This window comes from Corynebacterium sp. HMSC074E01 (genome assembly GCF_001808885.1).
Classification (GTDB): Bacteria; Actinomycetota; Actinomycetes; order Mycobacteriales; family Mycobacteriaceae; genus Corynebacterium.
The window spans coordinates 554,689-574,758 of the sequence record NZ_KV794854.1 but is presented as its reverse complement, the minus strand read 5'-3'; the positions used below and the strand labels follow the sequence as shown (position 1 = coordinate 574,758).

16 protein-coding genes are annotated in these 20,070 nt (G+C 61.2%); 8 read left to right on the top strand and 8 right to left on the bottom strand.

Annotated features, from left to right (window positions below; translation table 11 throughout):
• The first annotated feature begins 37 nt into the window (after positions 1-37).
• Genes HMPREF2537_RS12050 through HMPREF2537_RS12035 form a run of 4 tightly spaced genes read left to right on the top strand, consistent with a single transcriptional unit; the run spans position 38 to position 3,699 of the window.
• Complete coding sequence (locus HMPREF2537_RS12050) at positions 38-1,306, top strand: alpha-hydroxy acid oxidase (RefSeq protein ID WP_070529400.1); 1,269 nt, start codon at positions 38-40, stop codon at positions 1,304-1,306.
• Positions 1,307-1,333: 27 nt separating this feature from the next.
• Positions 1,334-2,155 (top strand): DNA-formamidopyrimidine glycosylase family protein, encoded by an 822-nt coding sequence (locus tag HMPREF2537_RS12045; protein WP_070529398.1) that lies wholly within the window; start codon positions 1,334-1,336, stop codon positions 2,153-2,155.
• Between the two features lie 10 nt (positions 2,156-2,165).
• On the top strand, positions 2,166-2,579 hold the full coding sequence (locus HMPREF2537_RS12040) for a YccF domain-containing protein (protein ID WP_049155174.1): 414 nt from the start codon (positions 2,166-2,168) through the stop codon (positions 2,577-2,579).
• Between the two features lie 52 nt (positions 2,580-2,631).
• Positions 2,632-3,699 carry an HNH endonuclease signature motif containing protein gene (locus HMPREF2537_RS12035; protein ID WP_070529395.1) on the top strand — a complete coding sequence of 356 codons (1,068 nt, stop codon included), beginning with the start codon at positions 2,632-2,634 and terminating at the stop codon, positions 3,697-3,699.
• Between the two features lie 158 nt (positions 3,700-3,857).
• Here the strand turns inward: HMPREF2537_RS12035 and pgi are convergent, their stop codons facing one another.
• From pgi to HMPREF2537_RS12020, 3 genes are all read right to left on the bottom strand, one after another.
• Positions 3,858-5,492 carry a glucose-6-phosphate isomerase gene (pgi, locus tag HMPREF2537_RS12030; RefSeq protein ID WP_070529393.1) on the bottom strand — a complete coding sequence of 545 codons (1,635 nt, stop codon included), beginning with the start codon at positions 5,490-5,492 and terminating at the stop codon, positions 3,858-3,860.
• Positions 5,493-5,593: 101 nt separating this feature from the next.
• The gene (locus HMPREF2537_RS12025; protein ID WP_070529533.1) at positions 5,594-6,487 is read right to left on the bottom strand and encodes a trypsin-like serine protease; all 894 of its coding nucleotides are present in this window, start codon (positions 6,485-6,487) and stop codon (positions 5,594-5,596) included.
• A 67-nt stretch (positions 6,488-6,554) separates the two neighbouring features.
• On the bottom strand, positions 6,555-6,917 hold the full coding sequence (locus tag HMPREF2537_RS12020) for a chorismate mutase (protein ID WP_070529391.1): 363 nt from the start codon (positions 6,915-6,917) through the stop codon (positions 6,555-6,557).
• Positions 6,918-7,038: 121 nt separating this feature from the next.
• Between HMPREF2537_RS12020 and pcrA the strand changes: the two genes are divergently transcribed.
• Positions 7,039-9,558, top strand: a complete 2,520-nt coding sequence (gene pcrA / locus HMPREF2537_RS12015) for a DNA helicase PcrA (protein ID WP_070529388.1) — start codon at positions 7,039-7,041, stop codon at positions 9,556-9,558.
• A gap of 4 nt (positions 9,559-9,562) precedes the next feature.
• Here the strand turns inward: pcrA and HMPREF2537_RS12010 are convergent, their stop codons facing one another.
• From HMPREF2537_RS12010 to HMPREF2537_RS11990, 5 genes are all read right to left on the bottom strand, one after another.
• Complete coding sequence (locus HMPREF2537_RS12010) at positions 9,563-10,318, bottom strand: M23 family metallopeptidase (protein ID WP_070529386.1); 756 nt, start codon at positions 10,316-10,318, stop codon at positions 9,563-9,565.
• 418 nt (positions 10,319-10,736) lie between these two features.
• Positions 10,737-13,427, bottom strand: a complete 2,691-nt coding sequence (locus tag HMPREF2537_RS12005; protein WP_070529384.1) for an FtsX-like permease family protein — start codon at positions 13,425-13,427, stop codon at positions 10,737-10,739.
• Between the two features lies 1 nt (position 13,428).
• The gene (locus tag HMPREF2537_RS12000; RefSeq protein ID WP_070529381.1) at positions 13,429-14,145 is read right to left on the bottom strand and encodes an ABC transporter ATP-binding protein; all 717 of its coding nucleotides are present in this window, start codon (positions 14,143-14,145) and stop codon (positions 13,429-13,431) included.
• Entirely contained in the window at positions 14,142-14,690 is a 549-nt protein-coding gene (locus HMPREF2537_RS11995; protein WP_070529379.1) for a helix-turn-helix transcriptional regulator, read from the bottom strand. Before HMPREF2537_RS11995 ends, HMPREF2537_RS12000 begins: the two co-directional genes overlap by 4 nt.
• A gap of 253 nt (positions 14,691-14,943) precedes the next feature.
• Positions 14,944-15,696: a M23 family metallopeptidase gene (locus tag HMPREF2537_RS11990; RefSeq protein WP_070529531.1), complete on the bottom strand. Its 753-nt coding sequence runs from the start codon at positions 15,694-15,696 to the stop codon at positions 14,944-14,946.
• Positions 15,697-16,144: 448 nt separating this feature from the next.
• Here HMPREF2537_RS11990 and HMPREF2537_RS11985 point away from each other — a divergent pair, with 448 nt between their 5' ends.
• Genes HMPREF2537_RS11985 through purH form a run of 3 tightly spaced genes read left to right on the top strand, consistent with a single transcriptional unit; the run spans position 16,145 to position 20,064 of the window.
• Complete coding sequence (locus tag HMPREF2537_RS11985; RefSeq protein ID WP_246820328.1) at positions 16,145-17,845, top strand: cell division protein PerM; 1,701 nt, start codon at positions 16,145-16,147, stop codon at positions 17,843-17,845.
• A 41-nt stretch (positions 17,846-17,886) separates the two neighbouring features.
• A complete protein-coding gene (purN, locus tag HMPREF2537_RS11980) occupies positions 17,887-18,492 on the top strand; it encodes a phosphoribosylglycinamide formyltransferase (protein ID WP_070529374.1) in 606 nt (201 codons plus the stop codon).
• Between the two features lie 39 nt (positions 18,493-18,531).
• Complete coding sequence (gene purH / locus HMPREF2537_RS11975) at positions 18,532-20,064, top strand: bifunctional phosphoribosylaminoimidazolecarboxamide formyltransferase/IMP cyclohydrolase (protein ID WP_070529372.1); 1,533 nt, start codon at positions 18,532-18,534, stop codon at positions 20,062-20,064.
• Positions 20,065-20,070: the final 6 nt, after the last annotated feature.

Here is a 20,070-nt window from a genome sequence, read left to right as displayed (position 1 = left end):
AAAGCTGATAGCCCAATAGAAAAGGAGTCTTGTTTCCATGCGGCTAAAGCGCCAACTACCTAACGTGTCCGAGCTCAAGAACCTCATGCGGTTCGAAGCACCCAACCTCGACCGCCGGGCTGCCCGCCTGGCAGAGGCCGCTGATGTGTGGGACCTGCGCAAGATTGCCAAGCGCCGCACACCCAAGGCGGCCTTTGACTACGTCGATGGTGCAGCCCGCGATGAGGTTAGCTACCAGGAATCTCGCGATTTCTTCCGCGATGTTCGCCTCATGCCCAACGTGCTCAACGGCGCGCACGACATCAGCCTTGGCACCGAGATCGCCGGCGAGCCGGCAGCATTGCCCTTCGGCATCGCGCCGACCGGCTTTACCCGCTTCATGCATGCCGAAGGCGAGGACGCTGGTTCCCAAGCCGCCCGCGACGCAGGCATCCCGTTTACGCTCTCCACGATGGGCACGCGCTCGGTCGAGGAGGTCGCGGCGTCGCAAGGCAATAGCGGACGCCGCTGGTTCCAGCTTTATCTGTGGAAGGACCACTCTGCCTGCCAAGAACTCATCGAGCGCGCTGCCGCCAATGGATACGACACCCTCGTGGTTACCGTGGACACGCCCGTGGCGGGCCAGCGCCTGCGCGATACCCGCAACGGAATGCGCATCCCGCCGCGCCTGACCGCCGGCACGGTCTTCGATGCCGCGTGGCGCCCCGAGTGGTGGTTCAACTTTCTCACCACGGACCCAGTTACCTTCGCGTCGTTGACCTCGACCACCGGCACCCTGGGCGAGCTTGTCAACACCATGTTCGACCCAGGCCTCAACTTCGAGGACCTGGCGTGGATTCGCAAGCAGTGGACGGGCAAGCTCTTCGTCAAGGGAATCGTCAATCCCGAGGACGCGCGCAAGGTCATTGACCTTGGTGCCGACGGCATCGTGGTGTCCTCCCACGGCGGGCGCCAGCTCGACCGCGTGGTCAACACCCTCCAGGCCCTTGAGGCCGTGCGCGCAGAGGTGGGCCCGGACGTGGAAATCATCTACGACTCCGGCATCATGTCCGGCGTCGACATCGCCATTGCGCTGGCTCTGGGTGCGGACTTCGTCCTCATCGGCCGCGCTTACCTCTACGGGTTGATGGCCGGCGGCAAGCAAGGCGTCGACCGCGTCATCGAGCTGCTCGCGGAGGAGTTCAAGAACACCCTCCAGCTGCTCGGCGTGAAGAAGATCGAAGACCTATCCCGCCAGCACGTGGTCACCCCGTGGGAGCCGGGCGCGCTGGCATTCGGTGCGGGAAAGGACGCGCCGGTAGAGTAGGCACCCGTTCGGTGAGGAGGTTCTGCTGTGCCCGAGGGTGATTCCGTACTGCAGCTGTCGAACCGGCTGCAGTTCATGGAAGGCCGGCGCGTGATCTCCTCCTCCCTGCGCGTGCCGCGCTATGCCACCGTGCGCTTCGACGGGCTGGTGTGCGAGGAGGTCTGGCCCTATGGCAAGCACCTCTTCATGGATTTCGGCGGCGAGCTCATCCTGCATACCCACCTCAAGATGGAGGGCACGTGGGCCATCCACTATGCCGGGGACCGCTGGCGCAAGCCCGGCCACAGCGCACGCGTGGTGCTGCAGATGGAGAACACCCCGCGCGATATTGAGTTGGTAGGGCATTGGCTAGGGCTGGTCGAGGTCTTTCCAGCCCGCGAGTTTGAGCAGCGCATGGCGCACCTGGGCCCAGACATCCTCGCGCCCGAGTGGTTAGACGGCGGCTTCGAGGAGGCCGTTCGCCGCATCGAATCACGCCCCGAGCGCAGCATCGGCGCCGCGCTCTTGGACCAGCGCAACGTGGCGGGTTTGGGCAACGAGTACCGCGCCGAGATCTGCTTCCTAGCCGGCGTTCATCCAGCAACACCGGTAGCGCTTGTCGACGTCCCTCATATCCTCACCATCTCCCGCCGCCTCATCTGGGCTAACCGGGACTCGCCGATACGCGTAACGACCGGCGTGAAGCGGGCAGGGGAGACCACGTACGTCTTCGGGCGCAACCGTCAGCGCTGTCGGCGCTGCGGCACGCTGATTGAGAAGTCCACGTTGGGAGGAGTGGACGCGGGCGGCGACGAAGGTGAGCTAGAACGCGTCATCTGGTGGTGCCCGCACTGCCAGCCGCATCGCTAGGCTGGGATGCATGAAGATCATTTTGAACATCATCTGGTTGGCAACTGGTGGCCTTGTCCTCGCACTGGGCTACTTTCTCCTAGGCATCCTGGCCTGCATCCCCGTCGTGACGATTCCCGCCGGTGTGGCCTCGATGCGTATGGCGAATTTCGCCCTGTGGCCCTTTGGGCGCTCCGTCATTCAACCGGTCAAAGGTACCGGCGGCATGTCTCGGTTCTCTAACGTTGTCTGGTTCCTTGTCGCTGGCCTGTGGCTGGCCATCGGCCACGTCACCACTGCAGCGGCGCAGGCCGTGACCATCGTGGGCATCCCGGTGGCTCTGGCCAACCTGAAGATGATCCCGGTGACGTGCTTCCCGTTCGGCCGCAAGATTGTGGACTCTGACCACATTCCGTTCGGCTGGGAGTCGATGATCAAGCTTTAGAGTTTCTGTCTCCGGTTGCGGGGTTGCCAAGGGTGCTTTAGTGTTCTGAGGCATGGGGGATTTAGAGACCTACTTCTCCTACCGCAACTCGGGGATTAAGTTGGTGGAGCAGGCGGTAGGAGGCGAGAAACGTTTACGCGCACTCGGCGCTGGACCGGCCGACGCCGCCGAACTGGCGCGCTTAAACTACATCTACTTCGGCGCCACCAAGTTCACGGGCAAGCAACGCACCGCCCGCAGCCGAGCTTTAGAACAAGGCCATGACCTGGCCACGCTGAGCCTTATTGAGTCCTACACGAAGAAGCTGAAGAATCAGCTTCATGTGTGGAACCTGCGTGTAAAGCTCGCCGGCACGCCCGCCCACAACATCCCCGCCGTGGCGGCTAAACGCCTCAAAGAGCTCAAGCCCAAACGTATTCCCACGCCCGGGGTGCGCATGACCTACCGTGCTGATGGGCCGCACTCGCTGACCATTACCGATGACCCTTTGACCGTCACTGAGATGCGCGGCGTGCTGGAATCCATCAACAAGGACAACCTGCTTGATGCTTCCAGGCACGTCTTCTTCAACAAATCTCACGGCGGTACCAAACCGGCGGTGCTCACCAGCGTGGTCGTTACCTTGGACAAGCTCGACAAGATTGTGAGCGGCGACGGTGATGACATCGTGCTCGAACTAACCAATGGCGGCCGCATGACCGGCACGGAATTTCTGAACTATAAGTTTGCCGAGATCGGCTACGTAACCCTCATCCACCCCACGATCGGGCCGGTGTGGCTGCACCGCATGAAACGTTTGGCCGGGTTTGAGCAGCGCATGATGGCCAGCGCCGAGCATCCCACCTGTGCCAGGAAGGGATGTAATAAACCTGCTGATTATGCCCAGGTACACCACCTCATCCCATGGAAAGCAGGAGGTACCACCGACCCGCCGAATCTGACAATGTTGTGTGCCTATCACAACGGCGTCAATGATGATGACCCGGAGAAACCCACCGGTGCCGGCTATGTCTTCCGACTACGCGGCGATGTGGATTACATCCCTCCCTGGGGAGAACCGATAACCGCCCAGGCTGCGTATCAAGCCGCACAACGCGGACTTGGACCGCGTGGCGGGTAAACCGCCACGCAGCACGAAGGACACGCAACGCAAAGGAAACGCACCACCACGCGGACGCCCACAGGGCCTCCGCGGCGTTGGCGATCCCACATCTCGATTGCCCGTTAAAAACGCGTGTACCCCCGACCGTTCGGCCGGGGGACGTCGCCAAGCAGTGCTTAGCGGTGGTTGCGGTACCAACCGATCAGAGCATCAGTCGAGCCATCGCCGGATGCGGCCTCTTCCTTGCCGGAGACTGCCGGTGCCAGGTCATTGGCCTGCTGCTTGCCCAGCTCCACACCCCACTGGTCGAAGGAGTTGATGTCCCAGATGATGCCCTGGGTGAAGACGATGTGCTCGTAGAGTGCGATGAGCGCGCCGAGGGCCTGCGGGGTGAGCTCCTCCGCCAGGATCGTGGTGGACGGGCGGTTGCCCGGCATCACCTTGTGCGGGACCACGGCTGGGTCCACGCCCTCGGCGGCAATCTCTTCTGCCGTCTTACCAAAAGCCAGCACCTTGGTCTGCGCGAAGAAGTTACCCATGAGCAGGTCATGCATCGAACCGGTGCCGTCCGCAGTGGGGAAGTCCTCCTTCGGGCGGGCAAAGCCGATGAAATCCGCCGGGATGAGGCGGGTGCCCTGGTGCATGAGCTGGAAGAAGGCGTGCTGGCCATTGGTGCCCGGCTCGCCCCAGTAAATCTCACCGGTGCCGGTGGTGACAGCGGTGCCGTCGCGGCGCACGGACTTACCGTTGGACTCCATAGTCAGCTGCTGCAGGTAGGCCGGGAAGCGGCCGAGGTCCTCGGAGTAAGGCAGCACCGCGTGGGTCTGCGCTCCAAAGAAGTTGGAGTACCAGACGCCGAGCAGACCCATGAGCACCGGTACGTTCTGCTCCAGAGGCGCAGTGCGGAAGTGCTCATCCATGGCGTGGAAGCCCTCGAGGAAACGCATGAAGTCCAGCGGGCCGATGGTGCACATCAGGGACAGGCCGATGGCGGAATCGACGGAGTAGCGCCCGCCCACCCAGTTCCAGAAACCAAACATGTTCTGGGTGTCGATGCCGAACTCCGCGACCTTCTCCGCGTTGGTGGAAACGGCAACGAAGTGCTTGGCGACGGCCGACTCATCACCATCAAACTGCTCAATCAGCCAGCGGCGCGCAGCGTGTGCGTTGGCCAGGGTTTCCTGGGTGGTGAAGGTCTTGGAGGCCACGATGAATAGGGTGGAGCCGGCGTCGAGGCCGTCGAGAGTCGCGGCGAGATCCGCCGGGTCGACGTTAGAAACGAACTCCGCGCTGATACCCGCTACCTCGTAGGAACGCAGCGCCTTGGTAGCCATCGCGGGGCCCAAGTCGGAGCCGCCGATGCCGATGTTGACGACCTTCTTGATGGTGTGGCCCGTATGCCCCAGCCACGCACCGGAGCGCAGCGCGGTGGCGAAGTCGCGCATGCGGCCCAAAGTCTCGTGGACGTCGGCAGCGACATCTTGGCCGTCGACGCTCAAGTCCTTTTCAACAGGCAGGCGCAGCGCGGTGTGCAGAACGGCGCGATCCTCGGTGTTGTTGAGGTGTTCGCCGGCGAACATAGCGTCGCGGCGCCCCTCGACGTCCGCGGCACGGGCGAGTTCTACCAGTGCGTTGACGACTTCCTCATCGATGAGGTTCTTCGACAGATCTACGTGCAGTCCCGCAGCATCGAAAGAAAAGTCTGCGGCGCGGGAAGTGGAGTTGGCAAAAAGCTCACGCAGGTTGAGGTCCTTTTTGCTCTCAAAAAGCGAGGTGAGCGCGGCCCACTGCGGTTGAGCGGTGATGTCCATTGCAAAAGCCTTTCTGGCAGGTAGCAGACATGAAACTTACTGTTTCTACCGTAGTCCAGAAATCCTTTCGGCGCCGAGACAGAAGGCTGCGCTGCTAGGCGCTAGGCGTAGAGCTTCAGGTCGAATTGCTTCATCGTGTTTCCGATTTCCATGGCGCCTACTTCGACGTCAGAGGGATCTTGGTCATTACCGAAGGACAGCACACCAACGGCCCAGAGCTCGCCGTCGATGGAAGCATAGACTGGTCCGCCACTGTCGCCTGGGGCGCTGTCATTGCCGAAAGTAAACAGCCCCTGATCCTCGTGGCGGTCGATGAAGTTGCCACAGGAGACTCCTCGCGTCGAGCCGGCGCGGCAAATTGTGGGCTTCGTCAAAGCTACCTCCTCAAGAGGCATCCATCCCGCCAAAGGAGCATTAAGGGCCGGTGACGTCGACACTTGTGCAGCTGGGTTGGAGACTTCGATAAGCGCGATGTCGGCCGAGTTAATCCTGTCCGTATTGGTATTACGGGCCTCTAGCACCATTTCGCCGATCTTCACGTTGTCTCCAGCGCGATCCTTATAGAAAAAGGTGTCGCCCTTGTCCCCGCAGTGGCCGGCGGTGAGAATAAAGAGGCGCTCGCCATCGCCTACGAAGTGCCCGGCTGAACACCGATTATCGCCAGCGGCGTTATAAATAGCTGCTCCTGGCGTCAGCAACCCCACCGTCATGAAGTACTCAGCGGCTTCCGGCTGGGCCAAGTCCACGCGGGGATCAGGGCGCTCCGCTTGGGGGATTTCAGTGGTGTTATCCCAGAGAGAATTGCTGTCGAGGACCTCTTCCGAACCTCTATTTGTTCCGGAATCCTGTGTGCGGCCGGAATCGCCGGCGGCGGGAAGGTTCAGGGTCGTGGTGGTAATGGAAGCGACGTGGGAGGAAGAACCGCTGCAGGCGGTCAGCACGAAGGCAGAACTAGCTGCGGCGAGAGTTGCAGCGAGACGAGAGAAAAAGCGCATGAAGAGAGAGTAGCTCACGACCAGGCGTGAGGAGCGGGCGTTGGGGACTATTCCGCGAGGTGCTTAGCTAGCCAAGCTTGCCGCGCCCCAACCGCAGCAGGGCAGAGGCGATGGCGGGGCCTTCCTCACCCAACTCGCTGCGGAATTCGTTGAGGATAGCGATTTCGCGGGTATGCACCAAACGGGTACCACCCGAACTCATTCGCGTCTTGCCAATGGTGCGGGAAATATCGGTGCGGCGCTTGATGGCGTCGAGAATAACGCGGTCGAGCCGGTTGATTTCTTCGCGGTAGCGCTGAATCTCGGCATCGCTCAGCGGGTCATCGGTGCCCGAGGGCATACGAATATCGAGGCCATTGTCCACGACGTTGGGGTCTTGGTGTTCGGGGCTCAAGCCCGAGTCAGGGGTGCCAGATTGTGAAGCGCTCATGTCTTCAAATTGTGCCACCACGTTCAAGCAAAGGGGAATTATGAGTCGTGACGTCGGTATTCGCAGATAAAAAGTGGTGTGGCAGGCAATGTCCGGTGGTGCTAGTAGGTTGGAGAGCATTATGAATAACAATTCTCCGTTTAGGCCTCGTTCTTCTTCTGATCCTTCCACTGACGCCACCGCTGGTGGCTTATTTCCCACGCCCGGACTCAACGCGGATGCCCCTTCCGGTCAGGGCTCCGATCCGTTGCTGGAAGGTTTAAACCCGCAACAAGAAGAGGCCGTGACGCATTCGGGCTCGCCGCTGCTCATCGTGGCCGGCGCGGGCTCGGGTAAGACCGCCGTGTTGACCCGCCGCATTGCCTATCTCATGCGCGAGCGTGGGGTCGCCCCGTGGCAGATCCTTGCCATCACCTTTACTAACAAGGCAGCCGCGGAGATGAAGGAGCGCGTGGGCCAGCTTGTCGGCCCCGTCGCAGAGCGGATGTGGGTGTCTACCTTCCACTCCATTTGCGTGCGTATCCTGCGCAATAACGCCCAACTGGTGCCGGGGTTGAACACCAATTTCACCATTTATGACGGCGATGATGCGCGCCGGCTGCTCACCATGATTGCAAAGGACATGCAGCTGGATCTGAAGAAGTATTCGGCACGTGTTCTGGCGAATCAGATTTCCAACCGCAAGAATGAGCTCGTCTCTCCGGAGCAGGCGCGCGCGGAGGCAGAGAGGACGAAGAGTCCTTTCGAGCTCACTGTGGCGAGTGTGTACGAGGAATATCAGCGCCGCCTGCGTGCCGCGAACGCGGTGGACTTCGATGACCTTATCGGGGAAGTAGTGCGCATCTTTAACCAGCACCCGCAGGTAGTGGAGTTTTATCGTCGCCGCTTTAAGCATGTGCTTATCGACGAATACCAGGACACCAACCACGCGCAGTACGCGCTTGTTTCGGCCTTGGTGGGCAGGGGCGAGCTGCCGCCGGATGCTCCGGAACTGTGTGTGGTGGGTGATTCTGATCAGTCGATTTATGCCTTCCGCGGAGCCACCATCAGGAATATTCAGGAGTTCGAGCGGGACTACCCGCAGGCGCACACGATTCTGCTTGAGCAAAACTACCGTTCGACGCAGACCATTCTGAACGCGGCGAATGCGGTGATTGCGAAGAATGAGGGTCGCCGCGAGAAGAATCTGTGGACTGCCCACGGCCAAGGCGAAAAGATCGTCGGCTACGTGGCGGATAACGAGCACGACGAGGCGCGATACATCGCCTCGGAGATTGATTCCCTGGCGGATAAAGGCACGGCGTATTCGGATATTGCGGTGATGTACCGCACCAACAATGCCTCCCGCGCGTTGGAGGATATTTTCGTGCGCTCGGGCATCCCGTACAAGGTGGTCGGTGGCACGCGTTTCTACGAGCGCCGCGAGATCCGGGACATGGTGGCTTATCTGCGCATCATGGATAATCCGGATGACACGGTGAGCTTGCGCCGCATTATCAACGTGCCGAAGCGCGCTATTGGTGACAAGGCACAGGCACAGATCGCCCTGCACGCGGAGAACCTTGGCGTGAGCTTTGGGGCTGCTCTCCGCGATGCGGCAGCGGGCAAGGTCGCCGGGCTTGGCACACGAGCAGTGAATGCCGTAAGCAAATTCAACGAGATGATGGAGGGCGTGCGCGCGCAGATTCCGGGCATGGTCAATGAGGTGACGGGCCAGCCGGATTTGGGGGAGTTGCTCAACGCGCTTCTCGATGCCACCGGCTACCGCGCGGAGCTTGAAAACTCCAATGACCCGCAGGATGGGGCACGCCTCGACAACCTCAACGAGTTGGTATCGGTGGCGCGCGAGTTCAGCTCTGAGGCGGCCAATGAGATGGCCTTCTTGGGTGCAGACGCAGAGGAGGCCCCGGAGCTATCGGAAGGTGAAGCCGCGCCGGGCTCGCTTCAAGCCTTCCTCGAAAAGGTCTCGCTCGTGGCTGATGCGGACCAGATTCCGGATCATGAGTCCGGAGTAGTCACGCTGATGACCCTGCACACCGCGAAGGGCCTGGAGTTCCCAGTTGTCTTCCTCACCGGCTGGGAGGATGGCCAATTCCCGCACATGCGCTCCCTGGGGGACCCGAAGGAGCTCAGTGAGGAGCGCCGCCTTGCCTACGTGGGTATTACGCGCGCTAGGGAACAGCTCTACCTCACGCGCGCGATTCTCCGTTCGTCCTGGGGCAACCCGGTGACGAACCCGGCCAGCCGCTTCCTCGCCGAGGTCCCAGAGGACCTCATCGACTGGCGCCGTGAAGAACCAGACAGCTCGCTGTCCGGCGCGTGGGGTGGAGATGATTCCTACCAATACGGGCGAACCTTCGGCTCAGATAGTGGGTTCTTCCGTGGGGGCGGCTATGGCTCGCGGGGCGCTGCGTCTTCCCCTTCGCAGCGCTCGCGCAAGCCAGCTTCGGCAACATCGATGCCGAAGAATAACCATCTCAATTTAGTTGTGGGGGACCGTGTCAACCACGCGAAGTACGGGCTGGGCACGGTCATCGAAGCCTCCGGTACCGGCGCGCGTGCGACGGTCACCGTGGACTTTGGTTCAGCGGGCAAGGTCCGCCTCATGCTCATCGGCGGTGTGCCGATGGAAAAGCTTTAAAGCTTTAGATGAGGATGCCGCGCTCGCTGAACCAATCCACCGGATCAACGGCCGCGCCGCCGCCCGGGTGCACTTCGAAGTGCAGGTGCGGGCCGGTGGAGTGGCCCTCGTTGCCGATGACGGAGATCTGGTCGCCGGCCGAGACATGGTCACCAACTTTGACCAAGAGCTGATCACTGGGCATGTGGCCGTAGACGGTGATGGTGCCGTCGTCGTGCTGGATACGGATCCAGTTTCCGAAGCCTTGGGCTGCGCCGGAGGAGATGACCTCTCCGTCCATGACGGCGTAGATGGGCGTGCCGATTGGGTTCGCTACGTCGATGCCGTTGTGGAAGGAACCCCACCGCGGGCCAAAGCCAGAGGTAAAGGTTCCGGAGGTCGGAAAGACCACGGTATTACCGTTGGCATCCTGGCCGCGTGTAGGAGTGAGACCGGAGTGATCGCCCTGTGGGGCGAAGGCCTCGGCGAGACCAGGAATGCTGGAGGGATCGAGGACGATATCGAAGCCGTCCTGCGTGGAGTTGATCTCCGGGGTGGAGGCCCCGTTGAGGGCTCCGGCCGTGGACACGATTAGCCCGGAGAATGCTTTGAAGAGGTCGGCCTTGGAGTCTTCCTTGACTTCGATGTCGCCGGCGGTAGGGCCCTGGGAGGACCCGTCGGAGACATCCACGCTTGCTGCCGGTTCGGCGGCGAACGCTGGGGCCGTCACGGTAGCGGTGGTAACCGCCACGGCGGCGAGTGCGCTGAGCGTGCGCTTCATAACTTCACGTCCTTAAGTCCTGCTGTGGCTCGCTTCCGCCGACGAAGGCGGCAGGAAGCCTGTGAGCGATAGGGCGCGGCCATAACAGCCGCGATGCGCCTTGAAGCCTGCGACACGCCGGCGTGGTTGCGTCTGCGTGCTGAGGCTTTGTGGCAACGAGATACAAACTATCCCGAGCTATCGCCCTGCGCAATCTCTAAAAATGCAGGTAAATACAGGAATTGTTCGAAAACCCATCGAACAGCCCAGCGTGTTACATGTGTGAAAGAAGTGAAAATTGTTACAGGGGTAAAGTAGAGGTTTAAAGAATGGGGGTAGGTTATGGGGGTGTGAAAAGCGCAGCGCCCTCGGCCAATCATTCAGCCGAGAGCGCTGGGGAGGAGAGCACTGTGAAGTGCAGGTACTAGGTCAGAAGGGATTAAGTCAGCGAACGTGATTCACTGCGATCCCGTGCGGTAAGCGGAGCCGTCTTATCGCTGCGATTCACAGCAGCCGCTAGTGCTGCGGCCAGGAGAGGCACGATAAGCACGGCGAGGAATTGCCACCAATCTGGGGTGAAATAGTCCTGCAGGCGCAGACCATAGGGCGGCGTCGAGTAGGCGTATCCGGAGCTATCGGCAAAGAAGTACGTGCCGAGATGGCCCGCAATCACGCCGAAGAGCATGCTTGCGGTGGCCAGCATCCAGGTCTGCCACGCCGCTACCTTGGACATCAGCGAAGGGTGGGCGCCGATTGATTGCAGCACGGTGCTTTCCTGGCGCATGCTGCTAGCGGCGTTGGCAATGATGAGCGCCAGCACGATGAGGCAGACAATCCCCATTCCGAGGCCTAGGTAGTAGCGGAAGCTCTCGGGAGTAGAGACTGCGAAGTTTAGCGAGTATTGCGATTGCGAGGCGCTCGCTGTCAGGTCTTGCAGCTCCTCACGCTCTGACTCGCTCGGTGGCTCGTCGAAAGCGAGGGCTTGGCCCACGTAGAAGGGCTCCATGTTTAGCTTTTCTGCTGCCTGCTGGCTAATCAAGACCACGTCGCGGGCCGCGGTGGGTAGTGCCTCCACAACTGGCAGATCCGACTCCTGTGTCCCGCTCGGTTCTTGGCTGTCAATGCGGCTATAGGACTTTAGAGTCACCGTGCCGTGCGTGTTATCGCCGACGTGGCTGCTGTGGGGAAGCACGATGCCCCCGGCGTCCAATGTCTGCGCCGCTGCGCGGCGATCTTCCTCCGAGTCGAACTGCCACAGCTCAAGCTGGGAAGAATCCGTTTGAATCATCCTGCTTTGATAGATCAACGGGTTATAAGGAAATGACGTCATCAGCTCGTGGGCGCATTCTTGGCGAGCCTCCTCGGACTCATCGGTGCGTCGCCCCTGATTATCCACAAAGACTGCCTTCTCAACTGGTTTGCTGAGATCGACCTGTTCACACTGGTAATCAAACTCGGTACTGAGCTCATAGAAGGTGCCTTCCTCCGGAAGGCTGTAGGACGTCGTCCACGAGGGGAAAGCATAGAAGGGATACGTGCGGGCAGAGGTGGTCTGCAGGACGGCCTCTACCGCGGCGCGTTCTTCCGGAGTGGACACCTGCGATGGTTGCTCAAACGTCGTCTCCTCAATCAGTGCAGAAGTAGGCGGCATGACGAGCTTTTCTTCGGCAGTGGTCTTTGCGCTATCCGTCATGATGCCTACGCCAAACAGGGTGGTCACGAAGGTGACTGAGACGAGAGCGATGGACGTCGGCAAGGCATGCATGCTGCGCCGGGTCAGGCCCCGTCCGGCCAGGCGAAGCGAGAGAGGGCCCCGGCGAGACAGCAGGGAGCACAAGAAGACCAAGGCCGGGGCTGAGGCGGCAACCGCGATGACTCCGAAGAGAGCCAGCACCGTAGGGATGTACTTTCCCCAGGGAGTGAAGCTGAATAACACGAGCAGAAGCAGGAATGCGGGGCCGACGGCCATCCACCGCCGGAAGCGCAAGAGGCGGTCGGGTGCGGCGCCCTGGATCGCCGTGGCTAAAGCACCACGTTGCGCCAACCACGCAGGAACGATGGAGACAATGACACAGCCTGCCACCGCCACGAGCCAGGCGAGGCCAATAGCTAGGAAGGGCGGGTGGGCAGCAAAGTCCGGGTAGCGGGCTGTCCACCACACCCACGAAGCCGTGAGGCCAACAACCACGCCGATAGTGGCGCCGATGAGCCCCATTAGCAGGCCATAAGCCATCACCGCGAACATGATGTGGCGTGGCAATGCACCCTGGCTCGACATCAGCGCGTACAGGCGGGTATTGCGTCCAGTGGCCAGCGTGAAGACGGGGGCGAGAAGGAAAAGGATGAGCAATCCGGCGATGGCATAGAGGCCGACGAAGAAGAGCACGAAAAGAATGCTGCTCAAGGTCCCGCCAATGGAATCAGGCTCAGAATCGGGCCGGTCCGTATCTCGCAGTTCCGGTGCCCAGATTTCCAGCCCAGCTTCACGGGCACGGTCGGCATCCTCCTTGGTCAGCGGTGTATCACCCACGATGGCCCAGGAGGTGTGTATCTGAGAGGACGGGTCGCTGAGGGCGTCATTGAGGGTGGGGGAGGTGACGAAGTCATAGTTTTCGGGAGCAATGGCCGCGACTGTGGCTTGGTGGTCACCGCTGAGGGCGTTGGTGCGCACCGTGATGACGTCTCCAACGGAGGCGTCGATCTTGTGTGCTGTAGAGCGCGATAGAACTGCCTGGTTGGGGCCAAGATTGAACTTGTCGACGGCCTCCTGCGCCGGCTCCGGCGGATTCTCTGCGTCGAACTGATCTACCCAGGAGTTGGTTGACTTCCCATTATGGATTAGTGACGTGCTAGAAAAAGTGGTGACTGGGCTGAAGCTGAGGCCCGAAGGAAGCACCTCGGCAGCCAAGCGCGGTACGTCTTCGTTGCTAATGCCCGGGCCGCTGACCTGCAGGGCTCGCTCGGGTGAGCTCAAGGCCGCGGAGAGCCGACCGGAGGAATTATCAAAGAGGGCCATTCCAACCACGAGGGCCACTGGCAGCGCGATGAGCATGACAGCGGCCAGCGTGCGCCACGGGTGGCGCCACAGGTCGCGCCGCGTTGGGCGGGTGGCAGCATTAATGCCTGACATGCTAACGCACCTCCTCGCCGGTCAGGCGTCCGTCACGAACCATGACGACACGGTCGGCCCAGCCCGCGAAACGTGGCTCGTGGGTAACCAAAATGCCGGAGGCGCCGGCGTCGATACGCGCGCGTAGAACCTTCATGATCTCCTCACCCGTCGAGGTATCCAAGGCTCCGGTAGGTTCATCGGCGAGCAGTACCTTACGCGGGCCGATGAGCGCGCGGGCAATGGCCACGCGCTGGGCTTGGCCGCCGGAGATTTCCTCCGGGAAGCGGTCGATGGTGCCGTCGAGACCGACCTCATTGAGTGCTTGCTCAGCAGCTTCGCGGCATTGCGCAGGCGAGAGTCCGTCTAGCTCAAGAGGGAGGGACACATTCTCTCCGACGGTGAGGGAAGACACTAGGTTGAAGTGCTGAAATACCAAACCAAGGTGTCGGCGGCGAGCGATAGCTGCCTTGGCCTTGGAGAGCTGGGAGGCATCGGCGCCGTCGAGAAGCACGCGTCCTGATGTTGGTGGTTGGAGCAGACCTGCGACGTTGAGCAGCGTGGATTTGCCGGAGCCGGAGGGGCCCATAACGGCGACCAACTCGCCCGGTTGCAGCTGCAGGTTGACCGAATCCAGGGCGGTGACCTGGCGGGCGCCGCTACCGAAGACGCAGGTGATGTTCTCAAGTTCGAGCGGGAAAGGAATGTGCTGGGTCGTGGGCACAGAGTCGGGGGTCATCGGGTTTCCTCCTCGGTGGCGGTGGTGGCTGGGTTGGACAGGGACTCCACGCGGTCGAGCCAGCGTGAGAGAGATTCCAGGTCGAAGATTTGGCGCTCGACGGCCAAGCGCTGGGCGCTGCGCTCTGCGGGGAGTTTCGAGGCTTGGCGGTTGAGCTCCCGAAGTTGGCGGACGGTGGCAAAGCGCTGGGCGTCAAGGACGGCGATGACGTCGATATCGGAGCGTCGCGCTGCAAGTGACACTTTGAGTACGAGCTCATCGCGCTCGATGGCGTCGTTGTGCAAGGTGGACATCCACCACTGCGAGAGTTCCTCACGGCCTGCGTTGGTGATGGCATAGCTGGTGGCGCGGCGCCCGGTGGGGCCGGTGAGCTCGCCGTCAGTGGCGATGAGTCCATCGCGTTCCAAGCGGCTTAAGGTTTGGGCGACTTGGCCCATGTTGAGCGGCCAGAGGTTATCAAAGGTTTCAGCAAAGCGGGTTTTGATGTGGCTGGCCGTGGCGGGCTCTTCACTCAGCAGAGCAAGCACGGAGTGTTTGACGGACATGGTCACCTCCTGTTCGGAGGGTAAGAGGAGGATACAATCGGTACATACCCGGTAAGTTACCGGGTAACCTTTGGGGTGGTCAAGAGTTTTCGGGAAGGAATCTTTCAGTACCCCCTCCATGTACCCCAGTGTGGGGTATGCGGTGGAGCGTGCACGAAGGCGGGGCGGAGTGGGTGAGATGCAAAAAGCGGCACAGAGCAAAAGTGCTCTATGCCGCCTGAAAGTTGTTGGAAGGCTAGGTTGAGAGTAGGGCTTAAGAAATGTTGACGCCGCGCTCTGCAAGCCACGGAATCGGGTCAACTGCGCCCTCACCGGTGGGGTGGATTTCAAAGTGCAGGTGGGAGCCGGTGGAGAAGCCCAAGGAGCCCATGCCAGCGATCTTCTGGCCAGCGTGAACGCGCTCGCCCACAGCGACGTCGAGGGTCTGCATGTGGCCGTAGACGCTCATAGAACCGTCATCGTGCTTGATGCGGATCCACTGGCCGTAGCCAGAAGCAGGGCCGGAATCGATGACGGTGCCGTCCATGACGGAGAGGATTGGGGTGCCCACAGCATTGGCGATGTCGATGCCGGAGTGGAAGGAGCCCCAGCGGGGGCCGAAGCCCGAGGTGAAAGTACCTTCTGCCGGGCGGGCGACGGACGGTGCACGGTTGGCTTCGTCAGCGGCGGCGCGCGCATCGGCTGCCTGAATGGCCTTGTCGAGCTGGGTAGCCAGGTCGGCGACCGGCTTGGTCTCAGCGATGGAGAGGATCTGTGGTGCGGCATCCTCGACGGCGGCCTGTGCGTCCTTGAGCGGATCGGTATCTGCCTGCAAGGTGTAGTCGATGGACTGCGCCTTGGTCTCACCAGTGCCAGCGGATTGAATGGTGCCGGCTGCTGCACCGCCAACACCTGCGGTAGATACGGCGCCTGCGGCGACGGTCATTACCGCCAAACGCCCCTTTGCAGTCTGCGAGGTGGTGATCTTGCGGTGGCGACCTGCGCTTCGCTGAGTCTTGCTTCGCATGAACTCTACTTCCATCCTAATTCACTATCGTCCAGCCAGAACAATCGTTACGTCTAAACCTGGTTGGTTATCCGATTGTGACCTTCCTGTTACCAACGAGATGTAACAGTAGCGTCTCGGCGAGAGCGGAGCAACCCGCATTGCGGTTTTTCTTTTTGATACGTCGACAGATGTGCTTGTTCTGATGCGGTAGCTGATTCCTGTGAATGAAGTGAATCTCTGGCGGTGCTTAAGATCTCCGGTAGCGGAGTGCGCGTGGGTAGTTCTCATCAGCGGATGCAGCTAAGGATAAAGCTGATAAGGAGTATCCGTTCGGGGGTGTGCCCGACCTTTTAAATCAGACCTCGTCGCGCCACCCCCGGTGGGGGAGGTGCGCGTGGCAAAGTGGACGCCAATGAATAAGAACACGAGTCCCCAGTCCAGGTCGTCTGCTCGTCCACGCGCGCACGTGCGTGGACGCGGTGATGGCGCTGAGCACTCTGAGCGAGGGCACCGACGGGATCGCCGGGATCCGGCGCAGCGTATTAAAGGAATCGAGTCTGACAAGGCACGTGCCCGCCGCGCACAGGCCCCAACGACGCTGCGCGGGCGCATTCGCCGCATGCTCATCGTCGTCGGTGTTCCGCACCTCGTTGTTGTCCTCAGCATCCTGGTGGTTGCCATCGCAGCGCTTCTTCTCACCAGCTCCCCGTCGGCGTGGCTAAACACCATCGTCGGGGAGGCCTGGATGGTGTTCAATCTTGCGCCTATCCGCGCTGGCGGAATTGATCTGGGTTTCATCCCGGCCCTCCCCGCGCTGCTCTTGGCCTGGTTGGTCGGCCGCCGCGTGCGCGAGGCGGTGAAGGATAAGGTGAGCATCAACGACCTGCTTGTCTTGAGTGCCTGCGTGCTGGTGGTGCCACTCGTCCTGACTTTCATTGCGTGGTTGATGTTGTGGGATGCCGGGAAGGTCTATGACGTTTCTCCTCCGGAGCTCTATCGCGTTCTTCCCCGCATGCTCCTGCTGCATGCGGTTGCCCTTATTGGCGGAATGGGCCCGCGCCTGTGGAAGGCCTTGGCAAAGCGCAGCGGCGTTCCGCACGTGTTCGTCGATGCCGCCCGCATCGGCCTGAGCTACCTCGGGTACCTGGTTGCAGCTGGGCTTATTCTCGTGGTGGTTCTGTGGGGATTCGGCTGGTCGCGCCAGTCCGAAATACTTGCCAGCTATCCGGTGCTCAATGCGCTGGGAACAATCGGCCTGTTTCTGGTGAGTATTTTCTACCTTCCCAACGCCGCGGTGGCAGCCGGCGCAGTGCTGAGCGGCTCGGAGATGCACATTGGTGAGGGAACCAGTGTGAGCCTCTTTAGCGGCCATGTAGTTCCACTTCCTCCGATACCTTTGGCCGCCGCGGTTCCGCCTTCCATTAGCCCTTGGTTCGCGGTGCTGTTGGTGATTCCAGCAATCGCAGCCGTGGCGGCATTTGCTCGGCGCCGCGCCCTGGTGTCTTTCCAGGTCGTGCTCGTTGCAACCATCACGGTGGCAGTGACCGCCCTCGTGGCGATCTACGGTGTTTCTGGCACGTTGGGAGTGTACGGGTACACAGGACCTGAGGTGTGGACCGCGGTAGGCTTGAGCTCCCTGTGGTGCCTTGTCGTGGGATGTGCCTTTGCCGCTGCACAGGCAGTGACGGCGTGGCGTGCGCGCCGCGCCACCGCCCCGGTTGCTGAGCCGGAAGAATCGGCTGCAGCCGAGGGCGATGAGGAGGCCACTGAAGACTCCACCAGCGCGGCTCAGGAAGAACACGAGCAGGAGCAGGCAGCGCTTGGCGACGACACCGGTGCCGAGACAGCCGCCGACGCCGATACTGAAACTGACACCGAGACTGACACCGACGCAGAGGCTCAGGTCGATACTGACGCCGACGATGAAGCTGATGCCGAAGCGGAGGCTGATACGGAGGAAGCCGATTTTGAAGTCGAGGGTGACGCTGAATCGGAGGCTGTGCCAGAGGCTGATGTGCGTGATGCAGAAATCGTGGAGACGAGCGATGTTGACGTCGACACCCAAGCTGAAGTCGAGGCCGAAGCAGTAGCGGATGAGGACGGCAATGCGGAGCATGCTCCAGACACAGAGGAGAGCGAAGAGCCCGAAGGCTCCAATAAAGAGTGAAAATTCTCCGGTTCGCGGCGGTAGCGGCTAGGCTGTAGCGCGTGACTACACCGCATCAGCCCGTTGCTACTGCCCGCCTCAACGTTGTGGTTCTGGTTTCTGGAACCGGCTCTTTATTGCAGGCCATCTTGGATGGCCAGGATGAGCACTACAGCGTTGTGAAAGTCATCGCGGACGTGCCCTGCCAAGGCATTGAGCGTGCACAGGCGGCGGGAATCGCCACCGAGGTTGTAGAGATGGGTGCTGACCGCACCGAATGGAATAAGCGTCTGGTTGCTGCAGTGGATACTGCGCAACCAGGCGTTGTTGTTTCAGCAGGGTTTATGAAGATCCTGGGGAAGGATTTTCTGGATCGCTTCGAAGGTCGCACCATCAATACTCATCCTGCGCTCTTGCCTGCCTTCAAAGGCGCGCATGGCGTGCGCGATGCGCTGGCTTATGGCGCCAAGGTCACAGGCTCGACTGTCCATTTCGTTGATGCGGGTGTCGATACCGGCTCCATCATTGCCCAGGAACCCGTCCGGGTCCTGCCAGAGGATGATGAGGCCAGTTTGCACGAGCGCATCAAAGTGGTCGAAAGAGAACTCATCGTTGCCGTCCTTCGCGCCACGCGCGTAAAGGGCGAGGAACTCAGCATTCAGCTCTAACTATCTCATTACCGCAAGGAAGGCTTAAGTCCCCGTACCATGAGCGAAGATCCTAAGAACATCAAGCGCGCGCTAATTAGTGTTTATGACAAGACCGGTCTGGAAGACCTTGCCCGGTCACTTGATAACGCTGGCGTGGAGATTGTTTCCACCGGTTCCACCGCGAAGAAGATCGCGGACTTGGGCATTGATGTCACGCCCGTCGAGAAGCTCACCGGCTTCCCGGAGTGCCTCGAAGGCCGCGTGAAGACCCTGCACCCGCGCGTGCACGCAGGAATCCTCGCGGATACCCGCAAGGAGGACCACCTGAAGCAGTTGGAGGAGCTGGAGGTAGAGCCCTTCCAGCTCGTCGTGGTTAACCTGTACCCCTTCCGCGAGACTGTGGCTTCCGGCGCAGACTTTGATGGCTGCGTGGAGCAGATCGATATCGGCGGACCGTCCATGGTGCGTGCGGCTGCCAAGAACCACCCGTCTGTTGCTGTGGTCGTGGATCCAGCCCGCTACGGCGATGTGGCTGACGCTGTGGCCAACGGCGGCTTCACCTTGGAAGAGCGTCGTGGCCTCGCCCGCGATGCTTTCCTGCACACCGCTGATTACGACGCTGCGGTGTCCGCATGGTTCGTCGAGCAGCTCAGCGAGGGCGAGGTGACCACCCCGCTCCGCTACGGCGAGAACTCCCACCAGTCCGCGACCGTGACCCGCATCGGCACCACTGGTTTGGCCAATGCGAAGCAGTTCAACGGCAAGGAGATGAGCTACAACAACTACCAGGATGCGGACGCCGCTTGGCGCGCCGCCTGGGATCACGAGCGCCCGTGCGTGGCCATCATCAAGCACGCCAACCCGTGCGGCATCGCGGTGTCTGAGGAGTCGATTGCTGCTGCTCACCGCGCGGCCCACGCCTGCGACCCGATGTCTGCCTTTGGCGGAGTCATCGCTGTGAACCGCGAGGTCACCGTGGAGATGGCCGAGCAGGTCAAGGAGATTTTCACCGAGGTTATTGTGGCTCCGTCCTACGAGGAAGGCGCCATCGAGGTTCTCAAGGCCAAGAAGAACCTGCGCGTGCTGCAGGCAGAGCATGAAGCGCCTAAGGAGGAAGTTAAGTTTATCTCCGGTGGCATGCTCACCCAAGAGCCGGATACCTACCAGGCAGAGGGCGATAACCCGGCCAACTGGACGCTGGCTGCCGGTGAAGCACTGAACGAGTCTGACTTGGCGCAGCTCGAATTCGCCTGGCGCTCCGTGCGCGCGGTGAAGTCCAACGCCATCCTGCTGGCCAAGGACAACGCCACCGTGGGTGTCGGCATGGGTCAGGTCAACCGCGTCGATTCCGCCAAGCTCGCGGTGGAGCGCGCTAACACGCTGGCCGACGGCGCCAACCGCACCGAAGGTTCCTTCGCTGCTTCCGATGCTTTCTTCCCGTTTGCCGATGGCCTTGAGGTTCTCCTCGAAGCCGGCGTGAAGGCCGTGGTGCAGCCAGGTGGCTCCATCCGCGATGAGGAAGTCATCGAGGCCGCCAAGAAGGCCGGGGTGACGATGTACTTCACCGGTACTCGCCACTTCTTCCACTAGAGCGTA

Excerpts from the sequence above, each read along its gene's own strand:
- HMPREF2537_RS12050 (WP_070529400.1), top strand. The coding sequence starts at position 38 with ATGCGGCTAAAGCGCCAACTACCTAACGTGTCCGAGCTCAAGAACCTC.
- HMPREF2537_RS12040 (WP_049155174.1), top strand. The coding sequence starts at position 2,166 with ATGAAGATCATTTTGAACATCATCTGGTTGGCAACTGGTGGCCTTGTC.
- HMPREF2537_RS12035 (WP_070529395.1), top strand. The coding sequence starts at position 2,632 with ATGGGGGATTTAGAGACCTACTTCTCCTACCGCAACTCGGGGATTAAG.
- pgi (WP_070529393.1), bottom strand. The coding sequence starts at position 5,492 with ATGGACATCACCGCTCAACCGCAGTGGGCCGCGCTCACCTCGCTTTTT.
- HMPREF2537_RS12025 (WP_070529533.1), bottom strand. The coding sequence starts at position 6,487 with ATGCGCTTTTTCTCTCGTCTCGCTGCAACTCTCGCCGCAGCTAGTTCT.
- HMPREF2537_RS12020 (WP_070529391.1), bottom strand. The coding sequence starts at position 6,917 with ATGAGCGCTTCACAATCTGGCACCCCTGACTCGGGCTTGAGCCCCGAA.
- pcrA (WP_070529388.1), top strand. The coding sequence starts at position 7,039 with ATGAATAACAATTCTCCGTTTAGGCCTCGTTCTTCTTCTGATCCTTCC.
- HMPREF2537_RS12010 (WP_070529386.1), bottom strand. The coding sequence starts at position 10,318 with ATGAAGCGCACGCTCAGCGCACTCGCCGCCGTGGCGGTTACCACCGCT.
- HMPREF2537_RS12005 (WP_070529384.1), bottom strand. The coding sequence starts at position 13,427 with ATGTCAGGCATTAATGCTGCCACCCGCCCAACGCGGCGCGACCTGTGG.
- HMPREF2537_RS12000 (WP_070529381.1), bottom strand. The coding sequence starts at position 14,145 with ATGACCCCCGACTCTGTGCCCACGACCCAGCACATTCCTTTCCCGCTC.
- HMPREF2537_RS11995 (WP_070529379.1), bottom strand. The coding sequence starts at position 14,690 with ATGTCCGTCAAACACTCCGTGCTTGCTCTGCTGAGTGAAGAGCCCGCC.
- HMPREF2537_RS11990 (WP_070529531.1), bottom strand. The coding sequence starts at position 15,696 with ATGCGAAGCAAGACTCAGCGAAGCGCAGGTCGCCACCGCAAGATCACC.
- purH (WP_070529372.1), top strand. The coding sequence starts at position 18,532 with ATGAGCGAAGATCCTAAGAACATCAAGCGCGCGCTAATTAGTGTTTAT.